General features: G+C 72.0%; 21 protein-coding genes. 14 read left to right on the top strand and 7 right to left on the bottom strand.

What is annotated here, in order from left to right; all coding sequences use genetic code 11:
• The first annotated feature begins 55 nt into the window (after window positions 1-55).
• The 5 genes from gcvT to QRX60_RS01615 are packed head-to-tail and all read left to right on the top strand — an operon-like array spanning window position 56 to window position 5191.
• Window positions 56-1147, top strand: a complete 1092-nt coding sequence (gcvT, locus tag QRX60_RS01635; protein ID WP_285999015.1) for a glycine cleavage system aminomethyltransferase GcvT — start codon at window positions 56-58, stop codon at window positions 1145-1147.
• A 12-nt stretch (window positions 1148-1159) separates the two neighbouring features.
• Window positions 1160-1537, top strand: coding sequence for a glycine cleavage system protein GcvH (gene gcvH / locus QRX60_RS01630; protein WP_285999014.1), 378 nt, complete (start codon window positions 1160-1162; stop codon window positions 1535-1537).
• A complete protein-coding gene (glyA, locus tag QRX60_RS01625; protein ID WP_285999013.1) occupies window positions 1537-2811 on the top strand; it encodes a serine hydroxymethyltransferase in 1275 nt (424 codons plus the stop codon). The genes gcvH and glyA overlap by 1 nt, the downstream gene beginning before the upstream one ends.
• Complete coding sequence (gene lipA, locus QRX60_RS01620; protein ID WP_285999012.1) at window positions 2808-3809, top strand: lipoyl synthase; 1002 nt, start codon at window positions 2808-2810, stop codon at window positions 3807-3809. The genes glyA and lipA overlap by 4 nt, the downstream gene beginning before the upstream one ends.
• 14 nt (window positions 3810-3823) lie before the next feature.
• Window positions 3824-5191 (top strand): L-serine ammonia-lyase, encoded by a 1368-nt coding sequence (locus QRX60_RS01615; RefSeq protein WP_285999011.1) that lies wholly within the window; start codon window positions 3824-3826, stop codon window positions 5189-5191.
• Window positions 5192-5201: 10 nt separating this feature from the next.
• Here QRX60_RS01615 and QRX60_RS01610 read toward each other — a convergent pair whose 3' ends face one another.
• On the bottom strand, window positions 5202-5492 hold the full coding sequence (locus tag QRX60_RS01610; protein ID WP_285999010.1) for a hypothetical protein: 291 nt from the start codon (window positions 5490-5492) through the stop codon (window positions 5202-5204).
• A 78-nt stretch (window positions 5493-5570) separates the two neighbouring features.
• Between QRX60_RS01610 and QRX60_RS01605 the strand changes: the two genes are divergently transcribed.
• Both QRX60_RS01605 and QRX60_RS01600 read left to right on the top strand, forming a co-directional pair.
• Complete coding sequence (locus QRX60_RS01605; RefSeq protein WP_285999009.1) at window positions 5571-6296, top strand: FadR/GntR family transcriptional regulator; 726 nt, start codon at window positions 5571-5573, stop codon at window positions 6294-6296.
• Window positions 6297-6381: 85 nt separating this feature from the next.
• Window positions 6382-8295 (top strand): transglycosylase domain-containing protein, encoded by a 1914-nt coding sequence (locus QRX60_RS01600; protein ID WP_408630198.1) that lies wholly within the window; start codon window positions 6382-6384, stop codon window positions 8293-8295.
• Between the two features lies 1 nt (window position 8296).
• Here the strand turns inward: QRX60_RS01600 and QRX60_RS01595 are convergent, their stop codons facing one another.
• A complete protein-coding gene (locus tag QRX60_RS01595) occupies window positions 8297-8953 on the bottom strand; it encodes an O-methyltransferase (RefSeq protein WP_285999008.1) in 657 nt (218 codons plus the stop codon).
• Window positions 8954-9021: 68 nt separating this feature from the next.
• Here QRX60_RS01595 and QRX60_RS01590 point away from each other — a divergent pair, with 68 nt between their 5' ends.
• Together QRX60_RS01590 and QRX60_RS01585 are read left to right on the top strand one after the other, a co-directional pair.
• Window positions 9022-10344 carry an aminotransferase-like domain-containing protein gene (locus QRX60_RS01590; RefSeq protein ID WP_285999007.1) on the top strand — a complete coding sequence of 441 codons (1323 nt, stop codon included), beginning with the start codon at window positions 9022-9024 and terminating at the stop codon, window positions 10342-10344.
• Window positions 10345-10438: 94 nt separating this feature from the next.
• Window positions 10439-11563, top strand: coding sequence for an FAD-dependent oxidoreductase (locus QRX60_RS01585; RefSeq protein ID WP_285999006.1), 1125 nt, complete (start codon window positions 10439-10441; stop codon window positions 11561-11563).
• Here QRX60_RS01585 and QRX60_RS01580 read toward each other — a convergent pair.
• The 3 genes from QRX60_RS01580 to QRX60_RS01570 form a co-directional block, all read right to left on the bottom strand.
• Window positions 11560-13353, bottom strand: coding sequence for a hypothetical protein (locus QRX60_RS01580; RefSeq protein ID WP_285999005.1), 1794 nt, complete (start codon window positions 13351-13353; stop codon window positions 11560-11562). The genes QRX60_RS01585 and QRX60_RS01580 overlap by 4 nt on opposite strands.
• Window positions 13354-13775: 422 nt before the next feature.
• Entirely contained in the window at window positions 13776-15755 is a 1980-nt protein-coding gene (locus QRX60_RS01575) for an SDR family oxidoreductase (RefSeq protein ID WP_285999004.1), read from the bottom strand.
• Between the two features lie 74 nt (window positions 15756-15829).
• Window positions 15830-16033 (bottom strand): hypothetical protein, encoded by a 204-nt coding sequence (locus tag QRX60_RS01570; RefSeq protein WP_285999003.1) that lies wholly within the window; start codon window positions 16031-16033, stop codon window positions 15830-15832.
• A gap of 206 nt (window positions 16034-16239) precedes the next feature.
• Between QRX60_RS01570 and QRX60_RS01565 the strand changes: the two genes are divergently transcribed.
• The gene (locus tag QRX60_RS01565; protein WP_285999002.1) at window positions 16240-17463 is read left to right on the top strand and encodes an NAD(P)/FAD-dependent oxidoreductase; all 1224 of its coding nucleotides are present in this window, start codon (window positions 16240-16242) and stop codon (window positions 17461-17463) included.
• Here the strand turns inward: QRX60_RS01565 and QRX60_RS01560 are convergent.
• On the bottom strand, window positions 17456-18175 hold the full coding sequence (locus QRX60_RS01560; RefSeq protein WP_285999001.1) for a MerR family transcriptional regulator: 720 nt from the start codon (window positions 18173-18175) through the stop codon (window positions 17456-17458). The two genes, QRX60_RS01565 and QRX60_RS01560, sit on opposite strands and share 8 nt — an antisense overlap.
• Window positions 18176-18221: 46 nt before the next feature.
• On the opposite strand from QRX60_RS01560, the gene QRX60_RS01555 reads away from it, so the two are divergent.
• Entirely contained in the window at window positions 18222-18491 is a 270-nt protein-coding gene (locus tag QRX60_RS01555) for a hypothetical protein (protein ID WP_285999000.1), read from the top strand.
• A gap of 24 nt (window positions 18492-18515) precedes the next feature.
• On the opposite strand, the gene QRX60_RS01550 is transcribed toward QRX60_RS01555, so the two are convergent.
• Window positions 18516-19733, bottom strand: coding sequence for a multidrug effflux MFS transporter (locus QRX60_RS01550; protein ID WP_285998999.1), 1218 nt, complete (start codon window positions 19731-19733; stop codon window positions 18516-18518).
• Window positions 19734-19937: 204 nt separating this feature from the next.
• On the opposite strand from QRX60_RS01550, the gene QRX60_RS01545 reads away from it, so the two are divergent.
• The 3 genes from QRX60_RS01545 to QRX60_RS01535 are packed head-to-tail and all read left to right on the top strand — an operon-like array spanning window position 19938 to window position 22844.
• Window positions 19938-20789, top strand: coding sequence for a fumarylacetoacetate hydrolase family protein (locus QRX60_RS01545; protein ID WP_285998998.1), 852 nt, complete (start codon window positions 19938-19940; stop codon window positions 20787-20789).
• 2 nt (window positions 20790-20791) lie between these two features.
• Window positions 20792-22096, top strand: coding sequence for an enolase C-terminal domain-like protein (locus tag QRX60_RS01540; protein WP_285998997.1), 1305 nt, complete (start codon window positions 20792-20794; stop codon window positions 22094-22096).
• Complete coding sequence (locus QRX60_RS01535) at window positions 22089-22844, top strand: SDR family NAD(P)-dependent oxidoreductase (protein ID WP_285998996.1); 756 nt, start codon at window positions 22089-22091, stop codon at window positions 22842-22844. Before QRX60_RS01540 ends, QRX60_RS01535 begins: the two co-directional genes overlap by 8 nt.
• Window positions 22845-22863 lie beyond the last annotated feature (19 nt).

Raw genomic sequence — 22863 nt, 5'->3', positions numbered from 1 at the left:
GTTTAGTCGGGTTAGAACCCTACTTACCACTCACGACCACCTACGGAAGGCGACAATGTCTCGCGAAACCTCCCTGCACGGAGTCCACAAGGGACTCGGTGCGCTGTTCACCGACTTCGCCGGCTGGTCGATGCCGGTCCGCTACGCCAGCGAGCTGGCCGAGCACAAGGCCGTCCGCGAGGCGGCCGGGCTGTTCGACCTCTCGCACATGGCCGAAATCCACGTCACCGGCAAGCAGGCCGCCGACGTCCTGGACTTCGCGCTGGTCGGCAACCTCACCGGGGTCAAGCCGGGCCGGGCGCGCTACACGATGATCTGCAACGCCGAGGGCGGCGTCCTCGACGACCTCGTCGTCTACCGCCTCGCCGACGAGCACTACCTCGTCGTCGCGAACGCGGGCAACGCGCAGGTCGTCGCGGACGCCCTGGAAGAGCGGGTCGCGGGCTTCGACGCCGTGGTCGACGACCGGTCGGAGACGACCGCCCTGATCGCCGTCCAGGGCCCGAAGGCCGTCGAGATCCTGGCCGCCGTCACCGACGCCGACCTGGACGCGCTGAAGTACTACGCCAGCGTCCCGGCGTCGGTGAAGGGACACGACGTCCTGCTCGCCCGCACCGGCTACACCGGCGAAGACGGCTTCGAGCTGTTCGTCGACGCCGACGAGGCCCCGGCGGTCTGGCGGCTGCTCCTGGAAGCGGGGGAGCCGCACGGGCTGGTCCCGGCCGGGCTGGCCTGCCGCGACACGCTGCGCCTGGAAGCCGGGATGCCGTTGTACGGCAACGAGCTCACCGTCGAGCAGAGCCCGTTCGAAGCCGGGCTCGGGCGCGTCGTCAAGTTCGAGAAGCCGGGCGACTTCGTCGGCCGCACGGCGCTGGAAGAGCGGTCCAAGCAGGACGTCCCCCGCGTGCGTGTCGGGCTCAAGGGCGCCGGCCGCCGTGCCCCGCGGCACGGCTACAAGCTGCTCGCGGGCGACACCGAAATCGGCGAGGTCACCAGCGGCGCGCTGTCGCCGACGCTGGGTTACCCGATCGCCATGGCGTACGTCGATCGGGCGTACGCCGAGCCCGGCACCGAGCTGTCCGTCGACATCCGGGGCAGGATCGAGCCCGTCGAGGTCGTCGCCCTGCCCTTCTACTCCCGCGCGTAAAGGACTTTCACCGTGAGCATCCCCGAGAACCTGAAGTACACCAAGGAACACGAGTGGCTGAACGTCGAGGACGGCGTCGCGACCGTCGGCATCACCGCCTTCGCCGCCGAGTCGCTCGGTGACATCGTGTTCGTCCAGCTGCCCGAGGCCGGCTCGACCGTGACCGCGGGCGAGGTGTTCGGCGAGGTCGAGTCGACCAAGTCGGTCAGCGAGCTGTACGCGCCCGTCTCCGGCGAGGTCGTCGAGGTGAACGGCGCCACTTCGGACACCCCCGAGGTCATCAACTCCGACCCGTACACGGAAGGCTGGCTGCTGAAGGTGCGTCTGACCGGGGACGTGCCGGACCTGCTCGACGCCGCCGCGTACGCCAAGCTCACCCAGGAGAACTGATGACGACCTTCGACGCGCACCTGTCCGAAGTCGACCCCGAGGTCGCCGCGGCCGTCGCCGACGAACTGACCCGCCAGCAGTCCACCCTGGAGATGATCGCGTCCGAGAACTTCGCCCCGGTGGGCGTGCTCGAAGCGCAGGGCTCGGTGCTGACCAACAAGTACGCCGAGGGCTACCCGGGCCGCCGCTACTACGGCGGCTGCGAGCACGTCGACGTCGTCGAGCAGCTCGCCATCGACCGCGCGAAGGCCCTCTTCGGCGCCGAGCACGCCAACGTCCAGCCGCACTCGGGCGCACAGGCCAACGCGGCCGCGATGTTCGCCGTGCTCAAGCCCGGCGACACCATCCTCGGCCTCGACCTGGCGCACGGCGGCCACCTGACGCACGGGATGAAGATCAATTTCTCGGGCAAGCTCTACAACGTCGTCGCCTACCACGTCGACAAAGAGACCGGCATCGTCGACCTGGCCGAGATCGAGCGGCTCGCCGTCGAGCACCGGCCGAAGCTGATCATCGCCGGCTGGTCCGCCTACCCGCGTCAGCTCGACTTCGCCGAGTTCCGCCGGATCGCCGACAAGGTCGACGCCAAGCTGATGGTCGACATGGCCCACTTCGCCGGGCTGGTCGCCGCCGGGCTGCACCCGTCGCCGGTGCCGCACGCCGACATCGTCACCACGACCACGCACAAGACCCTCGGCGGCCCGCGCGGCGGCCTGATCCTGTGCCGCCAGGAGCTGGCGAAGAAGATCAACTCGGCGGTGTTCCCGGGTCAGCAGGGCGGGCCGCTGGAGCACGTCATCGCGGCCAAGGCCGTCGCGCTGAAGATCGCCGCGAGCGAGGAGTTCAAGGAGCGCCAGCAGCGCACCCTGGAGGGCTCGCGCATTCTGGCTTCGCGGCTGTCCCAGTCCGACTGCGCCGACGCCGGTGTGCGCGTCCTGACCGGCGGCACCGACGTCCACCTGGTGCTGGTCGACCTCGTCCAGTCCACTCTGGACGGTCAGCAGGCCGAGGACCGGCTGCACGAGGTCGGCATCACGGTCAACCGCAACGCCGTCCCGTTCGACCCGCGCCCGCCGATGATCACCTCCGGCCTGCGGATCGGCACCCCGGCGCTCGCGACCCGCGGCTTCCAGGCGGACGACTTCGCCGAGGTCGCCGACGTCATCGCCGAGGCGCTCAAGCCGGACTTCGACGACGCCCTGCGTTCGAAGCTCCGCGACCGCGTCGAAGCCCTGGCCGCGAAGCACCCGTTGTACGCGGGCCTGTCCCGATGAGCGCGCTGCCCGAGGGCCGGAAGCTGCTGCGGCTCGAGGTCCGCAACAGTGAGACGCCGATCGAGAAGAAGCCGCCGTGGATCAAGACGCGGGTGCGGATGGGGCCGGAGTTCACCGAACTCAAGGGTCTCGTGCGCCGCGAGGGTCTGCACACGGTGTGTGAAGAGGCTGGTTGTCCCAACATTTACGAGTGCTGGGAAGACCGGGAGGCCACGTTCCTGATCGGTGGGGATCAGTGCACGCGTCGGTGTGATTTCTGTCAGATCGACACGGGTAAGCCGGCTGCCTTGGATCGCACGGAGCCGCGGAAGGTCGCGGAGTCGGTGCAGGCGATGGGGTTGCGGTACTCGACGGTGACCGGTGTCGCGCGTGACGACCTGGACGACGGTGGCGCGTGGCTGTACGCGGAGACCGTGCGTCAGATCCACGCTCTGAACCCGGGTACCGGTGTGGAGTTGCTGATTCCGGACTTCAACGCTGATCCGGCGCAGCTGGCGGAGGTGTTCGGGTCGCGGCCGGAGGTGCTGGCGCACAACGTGGAGACGGTGCCGCGGATTTTCAAGCGGATCCGTCCCGGTTTCCGGTACGCGCGGTCCCTGGAAGTCATTACCAAGGCGCGTGAGGCCGGGCTTGTGACGAAGTCGAACCTGATCCTGGGCATGGGGGAGACGCCGGACGAGGTGGCTCCGGCGATGCAGGATCTGGTCGACGCGGGGTGCGAGATTTTGACGATCACGCAGTATCTGCGGCCGTCACCGCGGCATCACCCGGTGGATCGGTGGGTGAAGCCGGAGGAGTTCGTCGAGCATTCGAAGGCTGCCGAGGCGATGGGCTTCGCGGGTGTGATGGCGGGTCCGTTGGTGCGGTCGTCGTACCGCGCGGGACGGCTCTACGCGCAGACCAAGGGCTACCGTGGTGAGGAGCTGCCCGAGAACCTGCAGCACCTCGCCGACCAGGGCCCGGCCGCGCAAGAAGCCAGCTCTCTGCTGGCGCGATAGGAAGGGGCGGATCAATGGCGATCAGCGTCTTCGACCTGTTTTCCATCGGCATCGGCCCGTCGAGCTCCCACACCGTCGGGCCGATGCGGGCGGCACTGACCTTTGCGAACGGACTCGGCGCGGATCTCGGGAAGACCGCGCGCGTGCAGGCCGAGCTGTTCGGCTCGCTCGGCGCGACCGGGTTCGGCCACGGCAGCGACAAAGCCGTCCTGCTCGGGCTTTCCGGCGAGCGTCCCGAGGAGATCGACACCGACACCGTGCCGGGCAAGATCGCGGAGATCCGCGAGGCCGGCCGGCTGCGGGTGCTCGGCACGCACGAGATCGCGTTCGACGAGGACACCGACCTCACCATGCACCGCCGCAAGTCCCTGCCGGCGCACCCGAACGGCATGGTCTTCCGCGCGTTCGACGCGTCGGGCTCGGTGCTGAGCGAGCGGACGTACTACTCGGTCGGCGGCGGCTTCGTCCGCGACGAGTCGTACGAGACGGACGCGGTGTTCGTCGAGGACTCGACGCCGGTGCCGTACCCGTTCCGCACGGGCGCGGACCTGCTCGGGCACTGCGCTTCGACCGGACTGCCGATCAGCGAGATCATGCTGGCCAACGAGCTGTCCTGGCGGTCGCGTGAAGAGGTGCGGTCCGGGCTGCTGGACATCTGGGCGGTCATGGCGGAGTGCGTCCGCAACGGCTGCACCCACGAAGGCGTGCTGCCGGGCGGCCTGAAGGTGCCGCGGCGCGCGAAGGCGTTGCACGAGAAGCTCCTGGCCGAGGACGGCGCGGACGACCCGCTGTACGCGATGGACTGGGTCAGCCTCTACGCGCTGGCGGTGAACGAGGAGAACGCCGCGGGCGGCCGCGTGGTCACCGCGCCGACCAACGGCGCCGCCGGCATCATCCCGGCCGTGCTGCACTACTACCAGCGGTTCATCCGGCACTCGTCGGACGACGGCATCGTGACGTTCATGCTCACCGCGGCCGCGATCGGCTCGATCCTCAAGCAGACGGGCTCGATTTCGGGTGCCGAGGTCGGCTGCCAGGGCGAGGTCGGCTCGGCTTCGGCGATGGCGGCGGCGGGGCTGACCGAGGTCCTCGGCGGCTCGCCGGCCCAGGTGGAGAACGCGGCGGAGATCGGGGTGGAGCACCACCTCGGCCTGACGTGCGACCCGGTCGGCGGGCTGGTGCAGATCCCGTGCATCGAGCGCAACGCGGTGGGCGCGTCGAAGGCGATCCACGCGGCCCGGATGGCGATGCGCGGCGACGGCAGCCACGTGGTGACGCTGGACAAGGCGATCAAGACGATGCGCGAGACGGGCGCGGACATGAGCGTGAAGTACAAGGAGACCGCCCGCGGCGGCCTGGCGGTGAACGTCATCGAGTGCTGACGGGGCGAGGTCAGTTCCGCCGGTCCTCGTCCTCCACTGCCAGCTTCAACCCGACCTCGACCAGGCGCCAGCCGAACTGCTGTTTTCGCGTTCCCGGTCTGCGGCTCGGTGTCTCGTGGCTCGGAGGACGGCTGCGCACGCCGTGGTGCAGCTCGTTCTCGCGCTCGTGAACCAGATCTTCGGCCATCAGGAAGTGCACCGGATCGCCCCCTGCGTCGATGTTCGGTGTCGGTGGTGCCATCGTCGCCGACCGTGGCCATCCGGTTCCACCGGTTTTTCCGCCCGCGAACACGATTGTCACCGACAGCGACCGTCCGCGGCCACTCCGAAGGTGCGCCGCGCCGGGGAGGCACCCCGCGCCGCGGCCTAAACTCGCGGGATGGAACCGACCTCGGTGGTGAATGCCGGTGAAGCGCTGTTCCGGCCGGTCCGCGCGGGCAACGCCTTCGAGGAGACCGTCGAGCGGCTGCTCCAGGCCATCCGCCTCGGCGTGGTCGGCGTGGGGGAGCGGCTGCCGTCGGAGCGCGAGCTCGCCGAGCGGCTCGGGGTCAGCCGTGTCACGCTCCGCGAAGCCATCCGCGCGCTCTCCGACGCCGGTTACGTCGAGTCACGTCGAGGCCGCTACGGCGGCACTTTCGTGAACGACACCCTGCCCGGACCGCCGGAACGGTCACCCGGAGGCAAGGTCGAACCCGTCGCGCTGGAGGACGCGCTGAGCCTCCGCTACGTCCTCGAGACGGGCGCCGCGGAGATGGCCGCCGCCCGTTCGCTGAGCCCGGCCGACCGGCAGCACCTCACCGGCACGCTCGCCGAAGCCGCCGGTGCGGACCTGGACGACTACCGCCGCAAGGACTCCCGCCTGCACCTGGCGATCGCGGAGGTGACGGCGTCCGGCTCCCTGACCACGGCGATGGCCGACGCCCGCACCCGCGTCAACCAGCTGCTCGACCGGATCCCGCTGCTCCCGCCCAACCTCGAGCACTCGAACGCCCAGCACGAGGCGATCGTCGACGCGATCCTGGCCGGCGACGCCCCCGCGGCACGCCAGGCCATGGCGGAGCACATCGAAGGCACGGCGTCACTCCTGCGCGCGTTCCTCGCCTGAGCACGCCGGACCCGTCTTGACAGGATTCGAACAACCTCGTTAGTTCTCCACAGAACCTTCTCACCCGTTCGGCCGTCATCCATTCGTGACCTTGGCGACCGAGGAAAATGAGGAAGAAGACGCGAAGCCGGACACCCCGCGCCGCCGGCGGTGGCGGCGGATCCGGCGGATCGGGTACTGGACCTTCGGGCTGCTGGTCGGCGTCCCGCTGATCGCCTTCTGGGTCGCCTACCTCGTGCTCGACGTCCGCAGTCCCCAGGAGGTCCTCGCCGGGCTCGACAAGACCGTCGTCCTCAAGTACTCGGACGGGTCGACGCTGCTCAAGGTCATCCCGGCCGACGGCGACCGGACGTTCGTGCCCTACTCGCAGGTGCCCGCCAAGCTGCGTGACGCGATCATCGCCACCGAGGACCCGACGTTCTGGGACAACCAGGGCTTCGACCCGACCGGCATCGGTCGCGCGTTCCTCACCGGCGTCGGCGGCGGGTCCGGGATCACGCAGCAGTACATCAAGAAGTCCACCGGCGACGACGACGCCACGCTCGGGCGCAAGTTCGCCGAGCTCGTGCTGGCCACGAAGATCACGCAGGAGCAGAGCAAGGAACAGATCTTCGAGAGCTACGTCAACATCATCTCCTTCGGCCGCGGCACGTTCGGGCCCGCCGCGGCGATGAACGCCTACTTCGGCAAGAAGCTCGACGACTCGATCACCTGGAGCGAAGCCGCCTTCCTCGCCGGGATGATCCAGTCGCCGTCGGTGCACGACCCGGCCGCCTCGGGCGACGCCCACGCCGCCCGGCGCTGGGAGTACGTGCGCGACAAGCTCAAGGACCGCGGCTACGTGCAGAGCGACGAGAAGATGGCCTACCCCGGCGCCGAGGTCCAGGCGCCGTCGGAGACCCGCGCGGGCCGCGTCACCTACGACGAGTTCCACATCAAGCAGCAGGTCCTGGCCGAGCTCGAACAGGACGGCTTCCCGCTCGGCCGGCTCCAGCAGGGCACCATGACCGTCGAGACGACGCTGGACCACGGCATGCAGGACGCCGCGAAGAAGGCGTTGCAGGAGAGGCTGAAGAGCGAGCCGAAGGAGTTCCGCGGCGCGGTGGTCGCCGTCGACCCGAAGACCGGCGCCGTCCGCGTCTACCAGGGCGGCGACCAGGGCGTCCGCGACTACGCGAGCACCCCGCACGCGGCAGGCTCGGCGTTCTACCCGTTCACCCTCGCCGCCGCCCTGCGCCGCGGCTACGGCCCGGACGTGCCGGTCCCGGCGCCCGAGGAACAGGAGTTCCTGGGCGAGAAGTTCAAGTACCCGGACGTCTGCGGCCTCAAGTGCACGCCGCGCACGGCGATGCGGGCGCACGCCGACGGTCCCTTCATCGCCCTGGCGAAGAAGCTCGGCCCGGACGCGCTGAGCGACACCGCACGGCAGGCGGGCATCCCCGAGACCGTCGACGGCACGCCGACCATGCGGGAGAAAGACGGCTTCCTCATCGGGCCGGGCATCGCGATCGGCCGGTACCCGCTGCGGCCGCTGGACATGGCCGGCGCCTACGCGACCTTCGCTGCCGAGGGCCGCCGCACCACTCCGCACCTGGTGGCGAAGGTGCGCGACGAGAGCGGCGCGGTCGTCTGGGAGCACACCGACACCGCGCGCCCGGCGTTCGACGAAGACGGCGACGAAAGCCGCCGCATCGCCCAGGACGTCACCGGCACGCTGACCGACGGCGGCGGGGCCGCGCTGCGCACCGGCGAGGCCGAGCACGGCAGCAGCCCGGACAACCAGGACGCCTGGGCCGTCGGCTACACCCCGCAGCTGGCGACCGCGGTCTGGATCGGCTCGGACGACGATCGCCGGCTGAAGGACGCCAGCGGCGCGAAGCTCACCGGCGACGTCGTCCCGGCCGACATCTGGCGCGGGGTCATGGCGGCGGCGCACCAGGACGCGACGGCCCGGCCACCGGCCGCGGGCCCGCCGCCGGTGGTGCGGCCGCCGCGCTGAGTCAGCGGACCAGGGCCAGCACGAACCCGTCGTGCCCCTTGCCGCCCACGGTCTGGACGGCGGTCGCGTCCAGCCGCGGCTCGGTGGCGAGGAAGTTGACCATCTCCCGGACGCCCACGACGTTCGGGTCGGTGCTCGCCGGGTCGGTGACCCGTCCCTGCCGGACGACGTTGTCGACGACGATCGTCGTGCCCGGCCGCGACAGCGCCAGCGTCGCGCGCACGTAGTTCGCGAGGTTGCGCTTGTCGGCGTCGATGAAGACGAAGTCGAACGGCCCGGTCAGCCTCGGCAGCGTGTCGAGCGCGGCGCCGACCTCGATGGTGACGACGTCCTCGCCGAAGCCCGCGCGTGCCAGGTTGGCCCGGGCGACTTCGGCGTGCTTGGGCTCGTACTCGCAGGTCACCAGCTTGCCGCCGGCCGGCAGCGCGCGGGCCAGCCAGATCGTGCTGTACCCGCCGAGCGTGCCGATCTCCAGGATCGAGCGGGCTCCGGCCTGGCGGGCCAGCAGGTTCAGCAGCTTGCCCTGGTTGGGGGCGACGGCGATGCGCGGCAGCCCGGCGGCGGCCGAGTCGGCGAGCGCGCCGTCGAGCACCGGATCGGGGGAGAGCAGCGCGCCGGTGAAGTAGTCGTCGACTTCGGCCCAGGTCTGGTCGGTCATGGCACCTCCACGGCCAATCTAGCGGGCTGGGATCATGCTCAGGAGCGATCGAAGGCGGGATGGTGGACATGGACGACTACCGCGTCGTCGCGGACGCCCTCGCCGCCGACATCGAGGCCGGCCGCCTCCGGCCCGGCGACCGGCTCCCGCCGCAGCGCCGCTTCGCGCGGCAGCGCGGGATCGCGAACTCCACCGCCGCCCGCGTCTACGGGGAGCTCGTCCGGCGGGGCCTGGCCGTCGGCGAGGTCGGGCGCGGCACGTTCGTCCGGGCCGCGAAGCCGCCGCCCGAACCCGCGCTCGCCGAACCCGGGGACGCCCGCGTCGACCTCGAGCTCAACTTCGCCGTCCTGCCCGACCGGACCGCGCTGCTGGCCCGCGCACTGCAGCCCTTGCTGCGCGACGACGTCCTCACCGCGGCCCTGCACCCGATCGGCGCCGCGGGCACACCTGCCGCGCGGGAAGCCGCGGCGACGCTGCTCACCCGCGGCGACTGGCGGCCGGACCGGGGGAACATCCTGTTCACCGGCAACGGCAGGCAGGCCATCGCGGCGGCGATCGCCGCGTTCGTGCCGGTGGGGGAGCGGCTCGCGGTGGAGTCGCTGACCTACCCCGTCGTGAAGGCCGTCGCGGCCAGGCTCGGCGTGGAGCTGGTGCCGATCGAGACCGACGAGCACGGGCTCGTCCCGGAGGCACTGGCCGCGGCCGGGCCGGTGCGCGCGCTGTACGTCCAGCCGACCCTGCACAACCCGCTCGGCACGACGATGCCCGTGCCGCGCCGCGAGGAGCTGGCCGGCCTCGTCGCCCGGCTGGACCTGCCCGTCATCGAGGACGGCATCTACACCTTCCTGCGCGACGACGTCCGGCCGTTCGCCGCGTACGCGCCGGAGCGGACGGTGTTCGTCGACAGCCTGTCCAAGCGCGTCGCGCCGGGCCTGACGGTGGGATTCCTGGTGGCGCCGCCGGCCTGGACCGCGCGGCTGGCGGCGTCGGTGCGGTCGGGCGCCTGGGCCGCGTCGCGCTTCGCCGTCGAAGCGGCGACTCAGTGGATCGTGACGGGCACCCTCGCCGACGTCGAAGCCGCGAAACGGGCGGATGCCGCCGCGCGGGCGGCGGTGGTCGCGGAGAAGCTGCCGGGACTGCGCGGTGACGCGGCGTCCTACCACCGCTGGTGGGAGCTGCCGGACCAGTGGCGGGCGGAGACGTTCGTCGCGGCGGCGGCCCGGCGCGGGATCGCCCTGCTGCCGGCCGCGGCGTTCGCGGTGCTGCCGGGGCACGCGCCGAACGCCGTGCGGATCGCGGTGTCGGCGCCGCCGGTGGAGACGCTGGCCGCGGCGCTGGACGTCCTGGCCGTGCTGGCGAGCGGCAGCCCGGACGACCTGCTGGCCGACTGACAGCGGGTGCCAGTGGCGTGCCAGCGCGGTGTGCGGCCCGCACCAGGGGATCGCGCCAGTCTTCGGTGGTCGCGAACGAACCGAAGGAGCATCCATGAACGTCACGATCATCGGCGCCGGCCTCGGCGGCCTCACCCTCGCGCGGGTCCTGCACGTCCACGGCATCCCCGCCACGGTCTACGAGGCCGAGCCGTCGCCGATGGCGCGCACGCAGGGCGGGATGCTCGACATCCACGACTACAACGGGCAGCTCGCCGTCGAAGCCGCCGGCCTGGTGGCGGAGTTCCGCGAGCTCGTCCTCGAAGGCCGCCAGGCGATGCGGATCCTCGACCGGGACGGGAACCTGCTGTACGAGAAGACCGACGACGGCACGGGAGGCCGTCCCGAAGTGCAGCGCGGCGAGCTGCGCCGCATGCTGCTGGACGCGCTCCCGGAGGGCACAGTCCGCTGGGGGCACAAGGTCGAGGGGGTCCGCACCCTCGGCGACGGCCGCCACGAAGTCACTTTCGAGGACGGCACCGCTGTCGGCACGGACCTGCTCGTCGGCGCGGACGGCGCCTGGTCGAAGGTCCGGTCGCTGCTGACCGACGCCACTCCGGACTACGAAGGCACGGCGTTCGTCGAGACCTACCTGTTCCTCGCCGACTCCCGTCACCCCGAGACGGCCGAGGCGGTCGGCGGCGGGTCGATGGTCGCGCACGGCGGCTCGCCGGACGAGGGGATCAACGCCCACCGGGAAAGCGGCGACACGCTGCACACCTACGTGGCGCTCACCCGGCCGCTGGAGTGGTTCGCCGCCATCGACTTCACCGATCCGGCCGCGGCCGCCGCGCGCGTCGCGGCGGAGTTCGAGGGCTGGGCGCCGGAGCTCACCGCGTTGATCACCGACGGGGACACCGCCCCGGTCCTGCGCCCGCACTACGCGTTGCCGGCCGGGCTCCGGTGGGATCGCGTGCCGGGGGTGACGCTCGTCGGCGACGCGGCGCACCTCGCGGCGCCGAACGGCGAAGGCGTCAACCTGGCGATGCTCGACGGCGCGGAGCTCGGCCAGGCTCTCGCCGCGCACCCGGGCGATGTCGAAGCCGCCATCGCGCAGTACGAGGAGGCCATGTTCGTCCGCGCCGCGACGCCCGTCGACGACGCCGTCCTCCTCGAGAGCCTGTTCGGCGACGACGTCCCGGAGAGCCTGCTCGAGCTGGTCCGGGGCGAGCAGGGCTAAGGCGCGTACTTCCCGACGAAGCTGCCGCAGGTGACCGCGCGGCCCGTGAGCCGGGCCTGGATCGCCTTCTCCAGGCCCAGGTAGTCGAACACCGGGGTGTCGACGGGGATCGACTCCGGCACCGGGCCGCCGGTCGCGAGCATCCGGATCGAATCCGTCTCGAACAGCACCAGGTAGCCGCCTTCGCGGTTCAGCTCGTCGGCTTTCGCGAGCATCCGCTGGGGTGCGTCGCCGACGATCTCCAGCGGCAGCGGCCACTCCAGCGGGAACGGGTTGCGCAGGCCGAACGCGGGGTAGGCGAACGTGCTGTCCGGCAGGATCGCCGTCTTCGCGGCCGGGAACTGCTCGAGGCAGTCGCGGATCTGCCGGACGAACGTGTGCGTCGAGGGGTTGGTGCGGATGCCGGCCATCTTCGGGCTGACGTCGCCGAGGTCCGCGGTCAGCCGGTCGTGCCCGAGGTCGAGGTAGGCCGCCTGGTCGTGGCGCGCGACGACGACCCAGCCGCACACCGCCACCGCCGTCAGGCCCGCCGTCGCGGTCACCCAGCGGCGCGCGAGCCGCGGCCGCGGCGGGACGACGTGGCTCAGCAGCAGCAACGCCGTCAGCGCGAGGGTGCCGGTGAGCAGCGTCGGCGTGTCGTTGCCCCACGACAGGCTGGTCATGAACCCGGTGGCGAGCACGAGCAGACCGGCCCACGGCACCTTCCGCGTGACGGCCGCGTTGACCGGCACGCTGACCGCGACGATCCACCACAGCACGTCCGCCCAGCGCGAGGAGCCGGTGAACCGGCCGTCGACGACCGTCCAGACGACCGCCGCCGCACCGGCGAGCACGAGCACCCAGGACGCGGCACGACCGGCCGCGCCGAGCCGGTCACCGGGCAGCCGGACGGCCAGCAGCACGACGGCGATCGCGGCGAAGAAGCTCAGCTCCCGCATCGGTGCGCGGGTCAGCACCTCGGGGTCTTCGAGCCAGAGCCCGAGCAGCCGCTGGCCGTACGCGGGCACGCCCCCGGTCAGCTGCTCGACCATTTCGGCGAACCCGCCGCCGAGGCTCACCCACGCCACGTACACGAGCCCGGGCGCGCCGAGCGCGAGGAGGTCGAGGACGAGCCGTCGCCACCAGCGCGCCGTCCGCAGCGCCCCCGCGCGGGTGGCCGGGTGCAGCAGCAGCCACAGGACGCCGATCACCGCGGCGAGCGCGAAGCTCTGCTTGACGAACACCGCGCAGCCGAGCAGGACCAGCCCGCCGCGCCGGGCGAACGCGCGGTCGCCGCTCAGGCCGGTGTCGAGCGCCCACGCGCCGCACGCGGTGAGCGCGATGCCGTCGACCGTGTGCCAGGCCATCAGCGGGAAGGCGTTGAGGTTGATCAGCGACGCCGCCGCGACCATCGCGGTCATGCCCGGACCCCAGTCGAGCACCCGGCGGCGGGTGACGAGCGTGGCGAAGGCGATGGTGGCGACGATGATCTCGATCATCGAAAGGAAGCTCGACCCGAAGAACAGCGGCATCGGGAGGGCGTAGTCGACGACGTGCAGCACCGCGGACCCGAGCGGGCGGGCGGAGATGATCTCGGCGTGCGGGACTTCGCCGTGCAGCACCCGCCACGCCTGCGCGAGGATGAAGCCCTGGTCGGAGGGGTGGAACCCGAAGCGGCCGACGCGCAGTTCGGTGGCCAGCGCCAGCAGGATCACCCAGCCGGCGTGGATGCCCCAGCGCAGCAGCGGCCGGGCGGGTTTCGCGGGTGCGGGTTCCGCGGCGGCGGCGCGCGCCGGACTCGCCACGTCCACGCCTGCCCGCCTTCCGCTCCCCGATCACGCCCGGAAAGCGATGGTAGCGGCCTGGCCCGGCACCGGCATGGACAGCACCACCGGGCCCGCGCGGTCCGGCCTGGCCCGTCGCCGCCGGACCGCGGTCTGCCGCACTGGTCGTGAGTGGGAAACAGGGTTGGAACACTGTTTCCCACTCACGACCGCCGACCTGCGCCGGAGGCCGGGGCCGGGCGCGCGCCCGGCCCCGGTCGGCGGATCACCCGATGGTGCGCCGGGCGGTGCCGATGGCGGCAGTCTGGTCGGCCACGGCGGATCGTTCCCCAGTGCTGTTTTCCGGCATTCCGAACTCCCCAGTTCACGCCCGTACCGATGTACGGGACTCGCGCGAGGGTAGAAGTACCGTCGTCGGAGTGCCAGGGTTTCGGCGGAATTCGAGGGGATCAAGCGCGGCGGCGCCAGAACAGGCGGGTGACCGCCGCCGCGAACGCCGCCGGCGCGGGCCGGCGATCGAGGCCGCGGGCCTCGGGCGCCGACTCCGGCATCGCCCGGTAGGCGAGGTGCGCGGCGAACCGGGCGAGCTTCGGCGCGGTGAGCGTCGCCAGCTCGGCGGCCCGGCCTTCGGGCAGGCTGAGGATCTCCGGCCGCTCCTCCAGCGCCTTCACCACCAGCGCGGCCGCGCGTTCCGGGCTGCTCGACGGGATGCCGCGGTAGCCGGTCGGCGCGATCATCGGCGTCCGCACCAGCGGCATCCGCACCGACGTGAACGTGACGCCGTCCGACAGCGTCTCGCGCCCGGCCGTCAGCCCGAACTCCTCCAGCGCCGCTTTCGACGCCAGGTAGGCCGAAAAGCGCGGGGTGTCGGTCTGCAGGCCCTGGGTCGTGACGTTGACGACGTGGCCGAACCGGCGCTGCGCCATCGACGGCAGGAAGCCGAGGATCAGCCGCACCGGCCCGAAGTAGTTGATGGCCATCGTGCGCTCGTAGTCGTGGAAGCGTTCCGTGGACAGCGCGACCGAGCGCCGGATCGACCGGCCGGCGTTGTTCACCAGCATGTCGACCGCGCCGTGCTCGCCGAGCACGTCCTTGACCAGCGCGTCGACGGCGTCGCCGTCGGTGAGGTCGCACGGGTACGCCGCCGCGGCACCGCCGGCCGCGGTGATCTCGTCCCGGACTTCCTCCAGCTCCGAAGCGCGGCGGGCCACGAGGATCACCTTCGCGCCCTTGCGGGCCACGGCGAGCGCCGACGCCCGGCCGATCCCGGACGACGCGCCGGTGATCAGCACCGTGCGCCCGGCCAGGCCGGGGTGACGGCGCGCGCGGTCGGGGTCGAGGTGGGCCTGCCAGTACCGGTAGAGCGGCGCGGCGTAGTCCCGCAGCTCCGGCAGCTCGATCCCGCTGCCGAACAACGCGGTCGTGGTGCGCGCGGTGTCGAAGACGACGTCCATGCTCAGGTGCGGCAGCACGTCCAGGGGGATGCCCAGCTCGTCCAGGACGGCGGCGCGGGTGGCCCGGCCGCCGGGCACGCGGTCGACGCCGTTCGCCGCCGCGTGCGCCAGCCGGGTGCCCACGCGCCGCACCACGCCGGACGGCCGCGGCGGTAGCACGGCCCGGATCGTCGGCCCGCCGGCGGCGCGCGCGAAGGCGTTGTAGACGGAGTTGAGCGACTGCGGCCGCGCGGCGGCGAGGTGGTAGGTCGCCCCGGACGGCGCGTCCCGGTGCATCAGGTACTCCATCGCTTCGACGACGTAGTCGACGGGCACCAGGTTCGTCGCGCCGAGGCCGGGGGCGGCGAGCGGGAGCCGCGCGGGCAGCGCCGCCAGCCGCGAGATGGCGGGCAGGAAGTAGTACGGGCCGTCGACCTTGTCCATCTCGCCGGTGCGCGAGTCGCCGACGACGGCCGAGGGCCGGTAGACGCGGAAGGGCAGGGACTGCTCGCGGACGAGCTTTTCGGCCTGGAACTTCGTCGCGTGGTACGGCGAGCCGAAGTGCTGGCCGAGGTCGAAGTCGGCCTCGGTGAACCGCCCGGCGTGGTCGCCCGCGACGGCGATCGAGGACACGTGGTGCACCAGCCCCGCCTCCGCGGCCGAGGCGAAGGCGAGCAGGTGCCGGGTGCCGTCGACGTTGGCGCGCCGGTTGGCGTCCTCGCCGGCGGTGAGGTCGTAGACCGCTCCGAGGTGGACGACGTGGTCGAGGTGCCCCATCGCGGCGGGGTCGACGCCGAGCCGGGGCTCGGCGAGGTCGCCGACCACGGGATGGAGCTTGTCCGCGCCCGGCCGGTCCTGGGCCAGTGCGGCCAGGCGCTCCCGGGAGGTCTCGCGGACCAGTGCGTACACGGCGGACGTCTCCGGCCGCCGCAGCAGGCGGGCGACCAGGCGTTTCCCGATGAAGCCCGTCGCGCCCGTCACGAAGTAGGTCGTCATGGCCGGTCCCTTCCGTAGTCGGGCCGACTCTAACCTACTGGAAAGTAGGAACGGTAGTTGTCAGTGTCTCCGGCTCAGGTTTCGGCCCTGTCGTCCGCCGTCGCGACGACGGCGTCGCGCAGGGCGGCGCGCAGCCGTCCGACGTCGAGCGGTCCGAGCACCGCGGCCTCACCCGGCGGCGCGACCAGCACCACCTTGTCCTGGCTGACGAACACCGTCACGTCCCTGCGCCTGCCGGCCAGATCCCGGCAGCCCACCGACCATTCGCCCCGACTCATGGTCGCCGCCCTCCGATTTCTCCTCGTGGTCGTGCTTCGTGCGAGGGTGGGAGGCAGGCGCCGAGGCGGTATGACGCCGGTTCACCCGATCTGCCTACTCGCGGGTTTTCTCTTGCGCTTCGCGGATTTCCGGCGTATCCCCCGGTCGTGGCCGGGCCCGTTCGGGAGTACCGTCCGCACCGACTCGTCGACGTGGGAGGTCACTGATGCCGGAGCCGCGGAAGATCGTCATCGTCGGGGCGGGCCTGGGTGGTGCGTCGGCCGCGGCCGCGTTGCGCGAACGCGGCTACGGCGGCGAAGTCCTGCTGATGGGCGCCGACCCGCACCGGCCGTACGCACTGCCGCCGCTGTCGAAGGGCGTCCTGCTCGGCACCACCGACGAACCCGACTGGGTGCACGAAGAGAAGTACTACACGGAGCACGACATCCGGTTCAGCCCCGGCGTCACCGCGACCCGGCTCGAGCTGGGCGCGCGGCTGGTGCTGGACGACGCGGGCGGCGAGCACCGCTACGACCGGCTCGTGCTGGCGACCGGTTCGCGGCCCCGCTCGCTCCCGGCGCCCGGCGGCGACCTGCCGGGCCTGTACACGTTGCGCAGCCTCGACGACTCGCTCAAGCTGCGGTCCGCGTTCGCCGCGGCGGAGCGCGTGGTGATCGTCGGCGCCGGCTGGATCGGCTCGGAAGCCGCCGCCGCGGCCCGTGCGCACAACGCCGACGTGACGGTCGTGGACCCGGTTCCGGTGCCGCTGGCGAACGTCGTCGGCGAGACGGTCGGCGGGGTGTTCCGGGACCTGCACGCGGAAAAGGGCGTCCACTGGCGGCTGGGCGAGCAGGTCGCGGAGATCACCGGCGGCCCGGACGGCGTCCGCGGCGTCCGGCTGAGCGGCGGCGACGAGCTGACGGCGGACGTGGTGCTGATCGCGGTCGGCGCGGCACCCCGGGTGGAGCTGGCCCACGCGGCGGGCCTCGAGCTGTCCGACGACGGCGGGGTGTGCGTGGACGCGGGCCTGCGCACGGCGGCCCCGGACGTGTACGCGGTGGGCGACATCGCGGCCCACTTCCACCCGCGCTACGGCCACCGGATCCGCGTGGAGCACTGGGCGAACGCGAAGGACCAGGGCGCGCACGTGGCGCAGAACCTGCTGGGGGAGAACGAACCGTTCCTCGGGTCGCCGTACTTCTTCACGGACCAGTACGAGCTGGGCTGCGAGTACCGGGGGCTGGCGGACCCGGTGGCGGACGAGCTGGTGGTCCGCGGCGACCTGGGCGCGCGCGAGTTCACGGCGTTCTGGCTGCGCGACGGCGAAGTGGCCGCGGCGATGAACGTGAACATGTGGGACGACGGGGACGCCCTGGGGGCTTTGGTCGACGGCCGGGCGAAGGTGACGGCGGAGCAGCTCAAGACGGCGGACCTGGCGTCGCTCACCTGAGGCGTTCGCGGAGCAGGGAGTCGAGGCGTCGCCAAGCGGGCGAGGACGCGTTGACCGCGCCCTGCACCAGTGCCGGGATCGCGGAACCCTGGTCGTACGAAGGAAGTTCTGCGCCGTAGCGGGCGTGCGTCGCCGAGATGAGCTTGTCGGCGAGCGCGTCGACGCGGGGGTCCCGGGGGTCGAGGTCGTGCACGCGGTCGTACTCGAGAACGATCGACAGCAGCTCCGGGTCGGCCAGCATCGACGACTGGTCCCGGAAGTTCGCGCGGGCGGTTTCGGGATGGGTGGCGAACACCAGCAGCCACAGGTCGTGCTGCAGGGCCACCCACCGCTCGCTGAACCCGAGACCGGGCAGGCCGGAAAGGAACTCCACGACGTCGGTCGGCAGTGCGGACAGCTGCCCGCCGGCCAGCTGCCGGAGCCGTTCCTGGGTGGCGCGGAGGCCGTCGATGCGCGCGGACAGGTCGTCGTCGATCTGCCGCAGGGCCTCGCGGAGCCCGCCGCCGGCGCGGAGCTCGCGGATGCGCGCCAAGGGGACTCCGGCCTCGGCGAGCGTGCGGATCTTGATCAGCTCGACGGCGTCGGCCGCGCTGTAGCGCCGGTAGCCGGACGCGTCGCGCGGCGGCTCGGGGAGGAGACCCTTGGCGTGGTAGACGCGGATCGTCTTGGCCGTCACCCCGACGTACCCGGCGAGCTGTCCGATGGTGAGCACCGGACCATCATCCCCCTTGACCTTGCCCCAAGGGCAAGGTTGCAGGATGAGTGGCATGGCGGACTACGAGACATTGCGCGCGCTGGCCGACGAAGGCAACGAGACGGCGCTCGACCGGCTCGCCGACCTCGCCGACGCGCGCGGGGACGTCGAAGAGCTCAGCGAGCTGCTGGACGAGGGCTGCGACCACGCCGGCGCCCTGCTCACCCGGCGCGCGGTCGCCGCGGGCGACCTCCTGGAACTGCAGCGGATCGCCGACGCCGGCCACGAGCCGGCCGCTGCGGAGCTGGAGCGCCTCCTGGCCAAGCCGTCGTGAGTGTTTAGGAGGGTTAGAACCCTCCTAAACACTCACGACAACTTGCGCCGGGCGAGCCAGGACCAGGAACGCCGCCAGGGCCAGCAGGGCGAATCCCGCCATCGTCGCGGCCATCGGCACCGCCGTCCCCGGCCCGCCGAGCCCGACCAGCGGCGTCGCCGCGGCGCCCACGACGAACTGCAGCACTCCCAGCAACGCCGATGCCGCGCCCGCCGACCGCGCGTGGGACGCCAGTGCCAGCGAGCTCGTGTTCGGCATCACCAGGCCGATGCTCGACACCAGCAGGAACAGTGCCACCAGCAGCAGGGCCAAGGGCGCGCGGGTCAGGGCGGTGACCAGTGTCGAAACCCCGCCGAAAACGCCCAGCAGCAAGCCGGAAAACAGCAGCGCCCGCTCGTGGATCCGTCCCACGAGCCACCCGTTGAGCCGGCCCGCCAGCACGATGCCGACGCCGTTCACGCCGAACACCACGCTGTAGGCCTGCGGGCTGAGCCCGTACACCCCCTGCAGCGCGAACGACGACCCGGAGATGTAGGCGAACATCGACGCGAACAGCAGTCCCGACGCCAGCGCGTAGCCCGCGAACGTGCGGTCCAGCGCCAGCCGGCCGTACGTCCGCATCACCTGGCCGAGCCGCGCGGGGGAGCGGTTCGAGGACGGCTCCGGGAAGAAGAACGCCACCACGGCCAGCAGCAGCGCGCCGAACGCCGTCAGCACGACGAACACCCCGCGCCACGACGTCCAGTTCAGCAGCTGCCCGCCGATCAGCGGCGCCAGGATCGGGGCCAGCCCGCTCACCAGCATCAGCGTCGAGAAGAACTTCGTCATCGCGGTGCCGGAGAACAGATCCCGCACCGTGGCCCGCGCGATCACGATGCCGGCCGCCGCGCCGAGGGACTGCACGCCCCGCGCCGCGACCAGCAGCCACGCGTCCGGGCTCACCGCGCACAACACCGAGCCCACGACGTACAGCACCAGGCCCACCAGGAGCGGGCGACGGCGCCCCAGGGCGTCCGACAGCGGTCCGAGCACCAGCTGGCCCAGGGCCAGGCCGGCGATGAACGCGCTGAGCGTCAGCTGGACCGTCGTGTCCGCCGCGTGCAGGTCGGCCGCCATCCGCGGCAGCGCGGGCAGGTACATGTCGATCGACAGTGGCCCGAACGCCGAGAGACCGCCGAGGATGAGGACGAGCTTCAGCTGCGCCCGCCTGCTCGTCGCGGTACGTTCCGCCGTGGTGGTCATGTGCCTCCTCGGGTCCCTGACTCCGACCAGCGACGCGATGACCTGCGCTATTCCTGCTGGGCGTGGTGACACCCCGTGCTCAAACGAGCACTGTACCGGTACTGATCCGATCAATTTTCCGGCCGATTGGGCGGCGACTCTGGATCGACGGCCCTGACTGCGATATACATCGGATGTCTGGTCGAGCGGGTGAAGGGAAAATCCGTGCAGCTTGTGCGCCTCGGGGAGCCGGGAAGTGAGCGTCCGTTCGTGCGTGCCGACGACGGCACGACCTACGGGCTGAGCGGCCTGACCGCCGACATCGACGGCGGTTTCCTCGCCGCGGACGGCGTCACCCGCGTGGCCGCCGCGCTCGCCGCCGGGGAACTGCCGGAAGAAGACGTCACCGGCCTGCGCGCGGGCTCGCCCATCGCCCAGCCCGGCAAGGTCGTCTGCATCGGCATGAACTACCGCCGCCACGCCGAGGAGACCGGCGCGACGCCGCCCACCGAGCCCGTCGTCTTCATGAAGGCGCCGGACGTCGTGGTCGGCCCGGGCGACGACGTCCTGATCCCGCGCGGGTCGGTCAGCACCGACTGGGAGGTCGAGCTCGGCGTCGTCATCGGCCGGACCGCGCGCTACCTCGACAGCGTCGACGACGCCCTGGAGTACGTCGCCGGCTACGTCGTCTCGAACGACGTTTCCGAACGTGCGCTGCAGTTCCGCACCGCCCAGTGGGACAAGGGCAAGTCGTGCGAGAACTTCAACCCCCTCGGCCCGGCGCTGGTCCCCGCGGCCGAGGTGCCCGACCCGCAGGAGCTCGGCCTGCGCCTGTGGGTCAACGGCGAGAAGAAGCAGGACTCCTCGACCAAGGACATGATCTTCTCCGTGGCCGAGATCATCCACCACCTCAGCCAGGTCATGGTGCTGCGCCCCGGCGACCTGATCAACACCGGCACGCCGGAGGGCGTCGCGCTCGGGCAGCCCGACCCCAAGCCCTACCTGCGCGACGGCGACGTGATCGAGCTGGAGATCGACGGCCTCGGCCGGCAGCGCCAGACCGCGAGGCAGGCCTGACCATGGCGAAGATCATCGGCATGGAGGTGCTGGACGTCCGGTTCCCGACCTCCCGGGAGCTGGACGGCTCGGACGCGATGAACCCCGACCCGGACTACTCCGCCGCCTACGTCGTGCTGCACGCCGACGGCGGCCCGGACGGCTACGGGCTCGCGTTCACCATCGGCCGCGGCAACGACGTCCAGGCCGCCGCGATCCGCGCGCTCGCCCCGCACGTCGTCGGCCGCGAGGTCCCCGAGGACGCGGCCGCGCTCGGCGACCTGTCGCGCACGCTCGTCGGCGACTCGCAGTTCCGCTGGCTGGGCCCGGAAAAGGGCGTCGCGCACATGGCGGTCGGGGCGGTGGTCAACGCCGCGTGGGACCTCGCCGCGCGCCGCGCCGGCTTCCCGGTCTGGCAGTTCGCGGCGCGCATGACGCCCGAAGAGCTCGTCTCCCTCGTCGACTTCCGGTACCTGAGCGACGCGCTCACCGAAGCCGAGGCCCTGGACATCCTGCGCGCGGCCGAGCCCGGCCGGGCCGAGCGCACGAAGCAGCTGGAAGCGAACGGCTACCGCGCTTACAGCACGTCCCCTGGCTGGCTCGGGTACGCCGACGCGAAGCTGGTGCGGCTGGCCGAACAAGCCGTCGCCGACGGCTTCGAGATGATCAAGCTGAAGGTCGGGGGCAACGTCGAGGACGACGTCCGGCGCATGAAGCTGGCCCGCGAGACCGTCGGCCCGGACGTCCGGATCGCCGTCGACGCCAACCAGCGCTGGGACGTCCAGGCCGCGGTCGACTGGATGACCGAGCTCGCGCCGTACGACCCGTACTGGATCGAAGAGCCGACGTCCCCGGACGACGTCCTCGGGCACGCCGCCATCGCGAAAGCGCTTGCGCCGATCCGCGTCGCCACCGGCGAGCACGTGCAGAACCGCGTCGTGTTCAAGCAGCTGCTGCAGGCGAACGCGATTTCGGTGCTGCAGCTGGACGCCGCCCGCGTCGGCGGGTTCAACGAGAACCTGGCCATCCTGCTGCTGGCCGCCAAGTTCGGCGTCCCGGTGTGCCCGCACGCCGGCGGGGTCGGGCTCTGCGAGCTCGTCCGGCACCTGTCGATGTTCGACTTCGTGGCGGTGTCCGGCACCGACGCGGACCGCTCGATCGAGTGGGTGGACCACCTGCACGAGCACTTCACCGACCCGGCCGTCGTCGAGCGCGGCCGGTACCTCGCCCCGACCGCCCCCGGGTTCTCCGCGCGCATGCACGACGCCACGCTGCGCCGGTTCCGCTTCCCGGACGGTCCCGAGTGGACGGAGACCGCAAGTGAGTGAATTCGAGGGCCTGGTGGTCGCCGTCACCGGAGGCGCCTCGGGGATCGGTCTCGCGGCTGCCACCCTGCTGGCCGACCGCGGCGCTCAGGTGGCGGTGCTGGACCTGAAGCCGGACGGCACGCCGTTCGCGGGCTTCCGCTGTGACGTCTCCTCGGACGACGAAGTGCGCTCGGCGATCGACGCCGTCGTGGAACGCTTCGGACGCCTCGACGTCCTCGTCAACAACGCCGGGATCGGCGCGCAGGGCGACGTCACCGCCAACGACGACGACGAATGGCACCGCGTGTTCGACGTCAACGTCGTCGGCATGGTCCGGCTCGCGCGCGCCGCGCTGCCGCACCTGAAGAACTCGCCGTCCGCGGCGATCGTCAACACCTGCTCCATCGCGGCCTGGGCCGGCCTGCCCAGCCGCGCGCTCTACTCGGCCAGCAAGGGCGCGGTGCTCTCGCTGACCCTGGCCATGGCGACCGACCACCTGCCCGACCGGATCCGCGTCAACTGCGTGTGCCCCGGGACGGCGGACACCCCTTGGGTGGGCCGGCTGCTCGACGCCGCCGACGACCCGGCGGCCGAACGCGCCGCGCTCGCCGCCCGCCAGCCGATGGGCCGGCTGGTCACCGCCGACGAGGTCGCGAACGCCATCGTCTACCTCGCCAGCCCGCTCTCCGCCTCGACCACCGGCACCGCGCTCGCGGTCGACGGCGGCATGTACGGCCTGCGTCCCCGCGGGCCCGTGCACCACGACTAGAAGACTTGATTTCCGCTGT

Origin of the sequence: Amycolatopsis mongoliensis, assembly GCF_030285665.1 — a bacterium.
Taxonomy (GTDB): Bacteria; Actinomycetota; Actinomycetes; order Mycobacteriales; family Pseudonocardiaceae; genus Amycolatopsis; species Amycolatopsis mongoliensis.
This window is presented reverse-complemented; position numbering and strand designations above follow the sequence as displayed.

Excerpts from the sequence above, each read along its gene's own strand:
- gcvT (WP_285999015.1), top strand. The coding sequence starts at position 56 with ATGTCTCGCGAAACCTCCCTGCACGGAGTCCACAAGGGACTCGGTGCG.
- glyA (WP_285999013.1), top strand. The coding sequence starts at position 1,537 with ATGACGACCTTCGACGCGCACCTGTCCGAAGTCGACCCCGAGGTCGCC.
- lipA (WP_285999012.1), top strand. The coding sequence starts at position 2,808 with ATGAGCGCGCTGCCCGAGGGCCGGAAGCTGCTGCGGCTCGAGGTCCGC.
- QRX60_RS01615 (WP_285999011.1), top strand. The coding sequence starts at position 3,824 with ATGGCGATCAGCGTCTTCGACCTGTTTTCCATCGGCATCGGCCCGTCG.
- QRX60_RS01605 (WP_285999009.1), top strand. The coding sequence starts at position 5,571 with ATGGAACCGACCTCGGTGGTGAATGCCGGTGAAGCGCTGTTCCGGCCG.
- QRX60_RS01595 (WP_285999008.1), bottom strand. The coding sequence starts at position 8,953 with ATGACCGACCAGACCTGGGCCGAAGTCGACGACTACTTCACCGGCGCG.
- QRX60_RS01590 (WP_285999007.1), top strand. The coding sequence starts at position 9,022 with ATGGACGACTACCGCGTCGTCGCGGACGCCCTCGCCGCCGACATCGAG.
- QRX60_RS01585 (WP_285999006.1), top strand. The coding sequence starts at position 10,439 with ATGAACGTCACGATCATCGGCGCCGGCCTCGGCGGCCTCACCCTCGCG.
- QRX60_RS01575 (WP_285999004.1), bottom strand. The coding sequence starts at position 15,755 with ATGACGACCTACTTCGTGACGGGCGCGACGGGCTTCATCGGGAAACGC.
- QRX60_RS01570 (WP_285999003.1), bottom strand. The coding sequence starts at position 16,033 with ATGAGTCGGGGCGAATGGTCGGTGGGCTGCCGGGATCTGGCCGGCAGG.
- QRX60_RS01565 (WP_285999002.1), top strand. The coding sequence starts at position 16,240 with ATGCCGGAGCCGCGGAAGATCGTCATCGTCGGGGCGGGCCTGGGTGGT.
- QRX60_RS01555 (WP_285999000.1), top strand. The coding sequence starts at position 18,222 with ATGAGTGGCATGGCGGACTACGAGACATTGCGCGCGCTGGCCGACGAA.
- QRX60_RS01550 (WP_285998999.1), bottom strand. The coding sequence starts at position 19,733 with ATGACCACCACGGCGGAACGTACCGCGACGAGCAGGCGGGCGCAGCTG.
- QRX60_RS01540 (WP_285998997.1), top strand. The coding sequence starts at position 20,792 with ATGGCGAAGATCATCGGCATGGAGGTGCTGGACGTCCGGTTCCCGACC.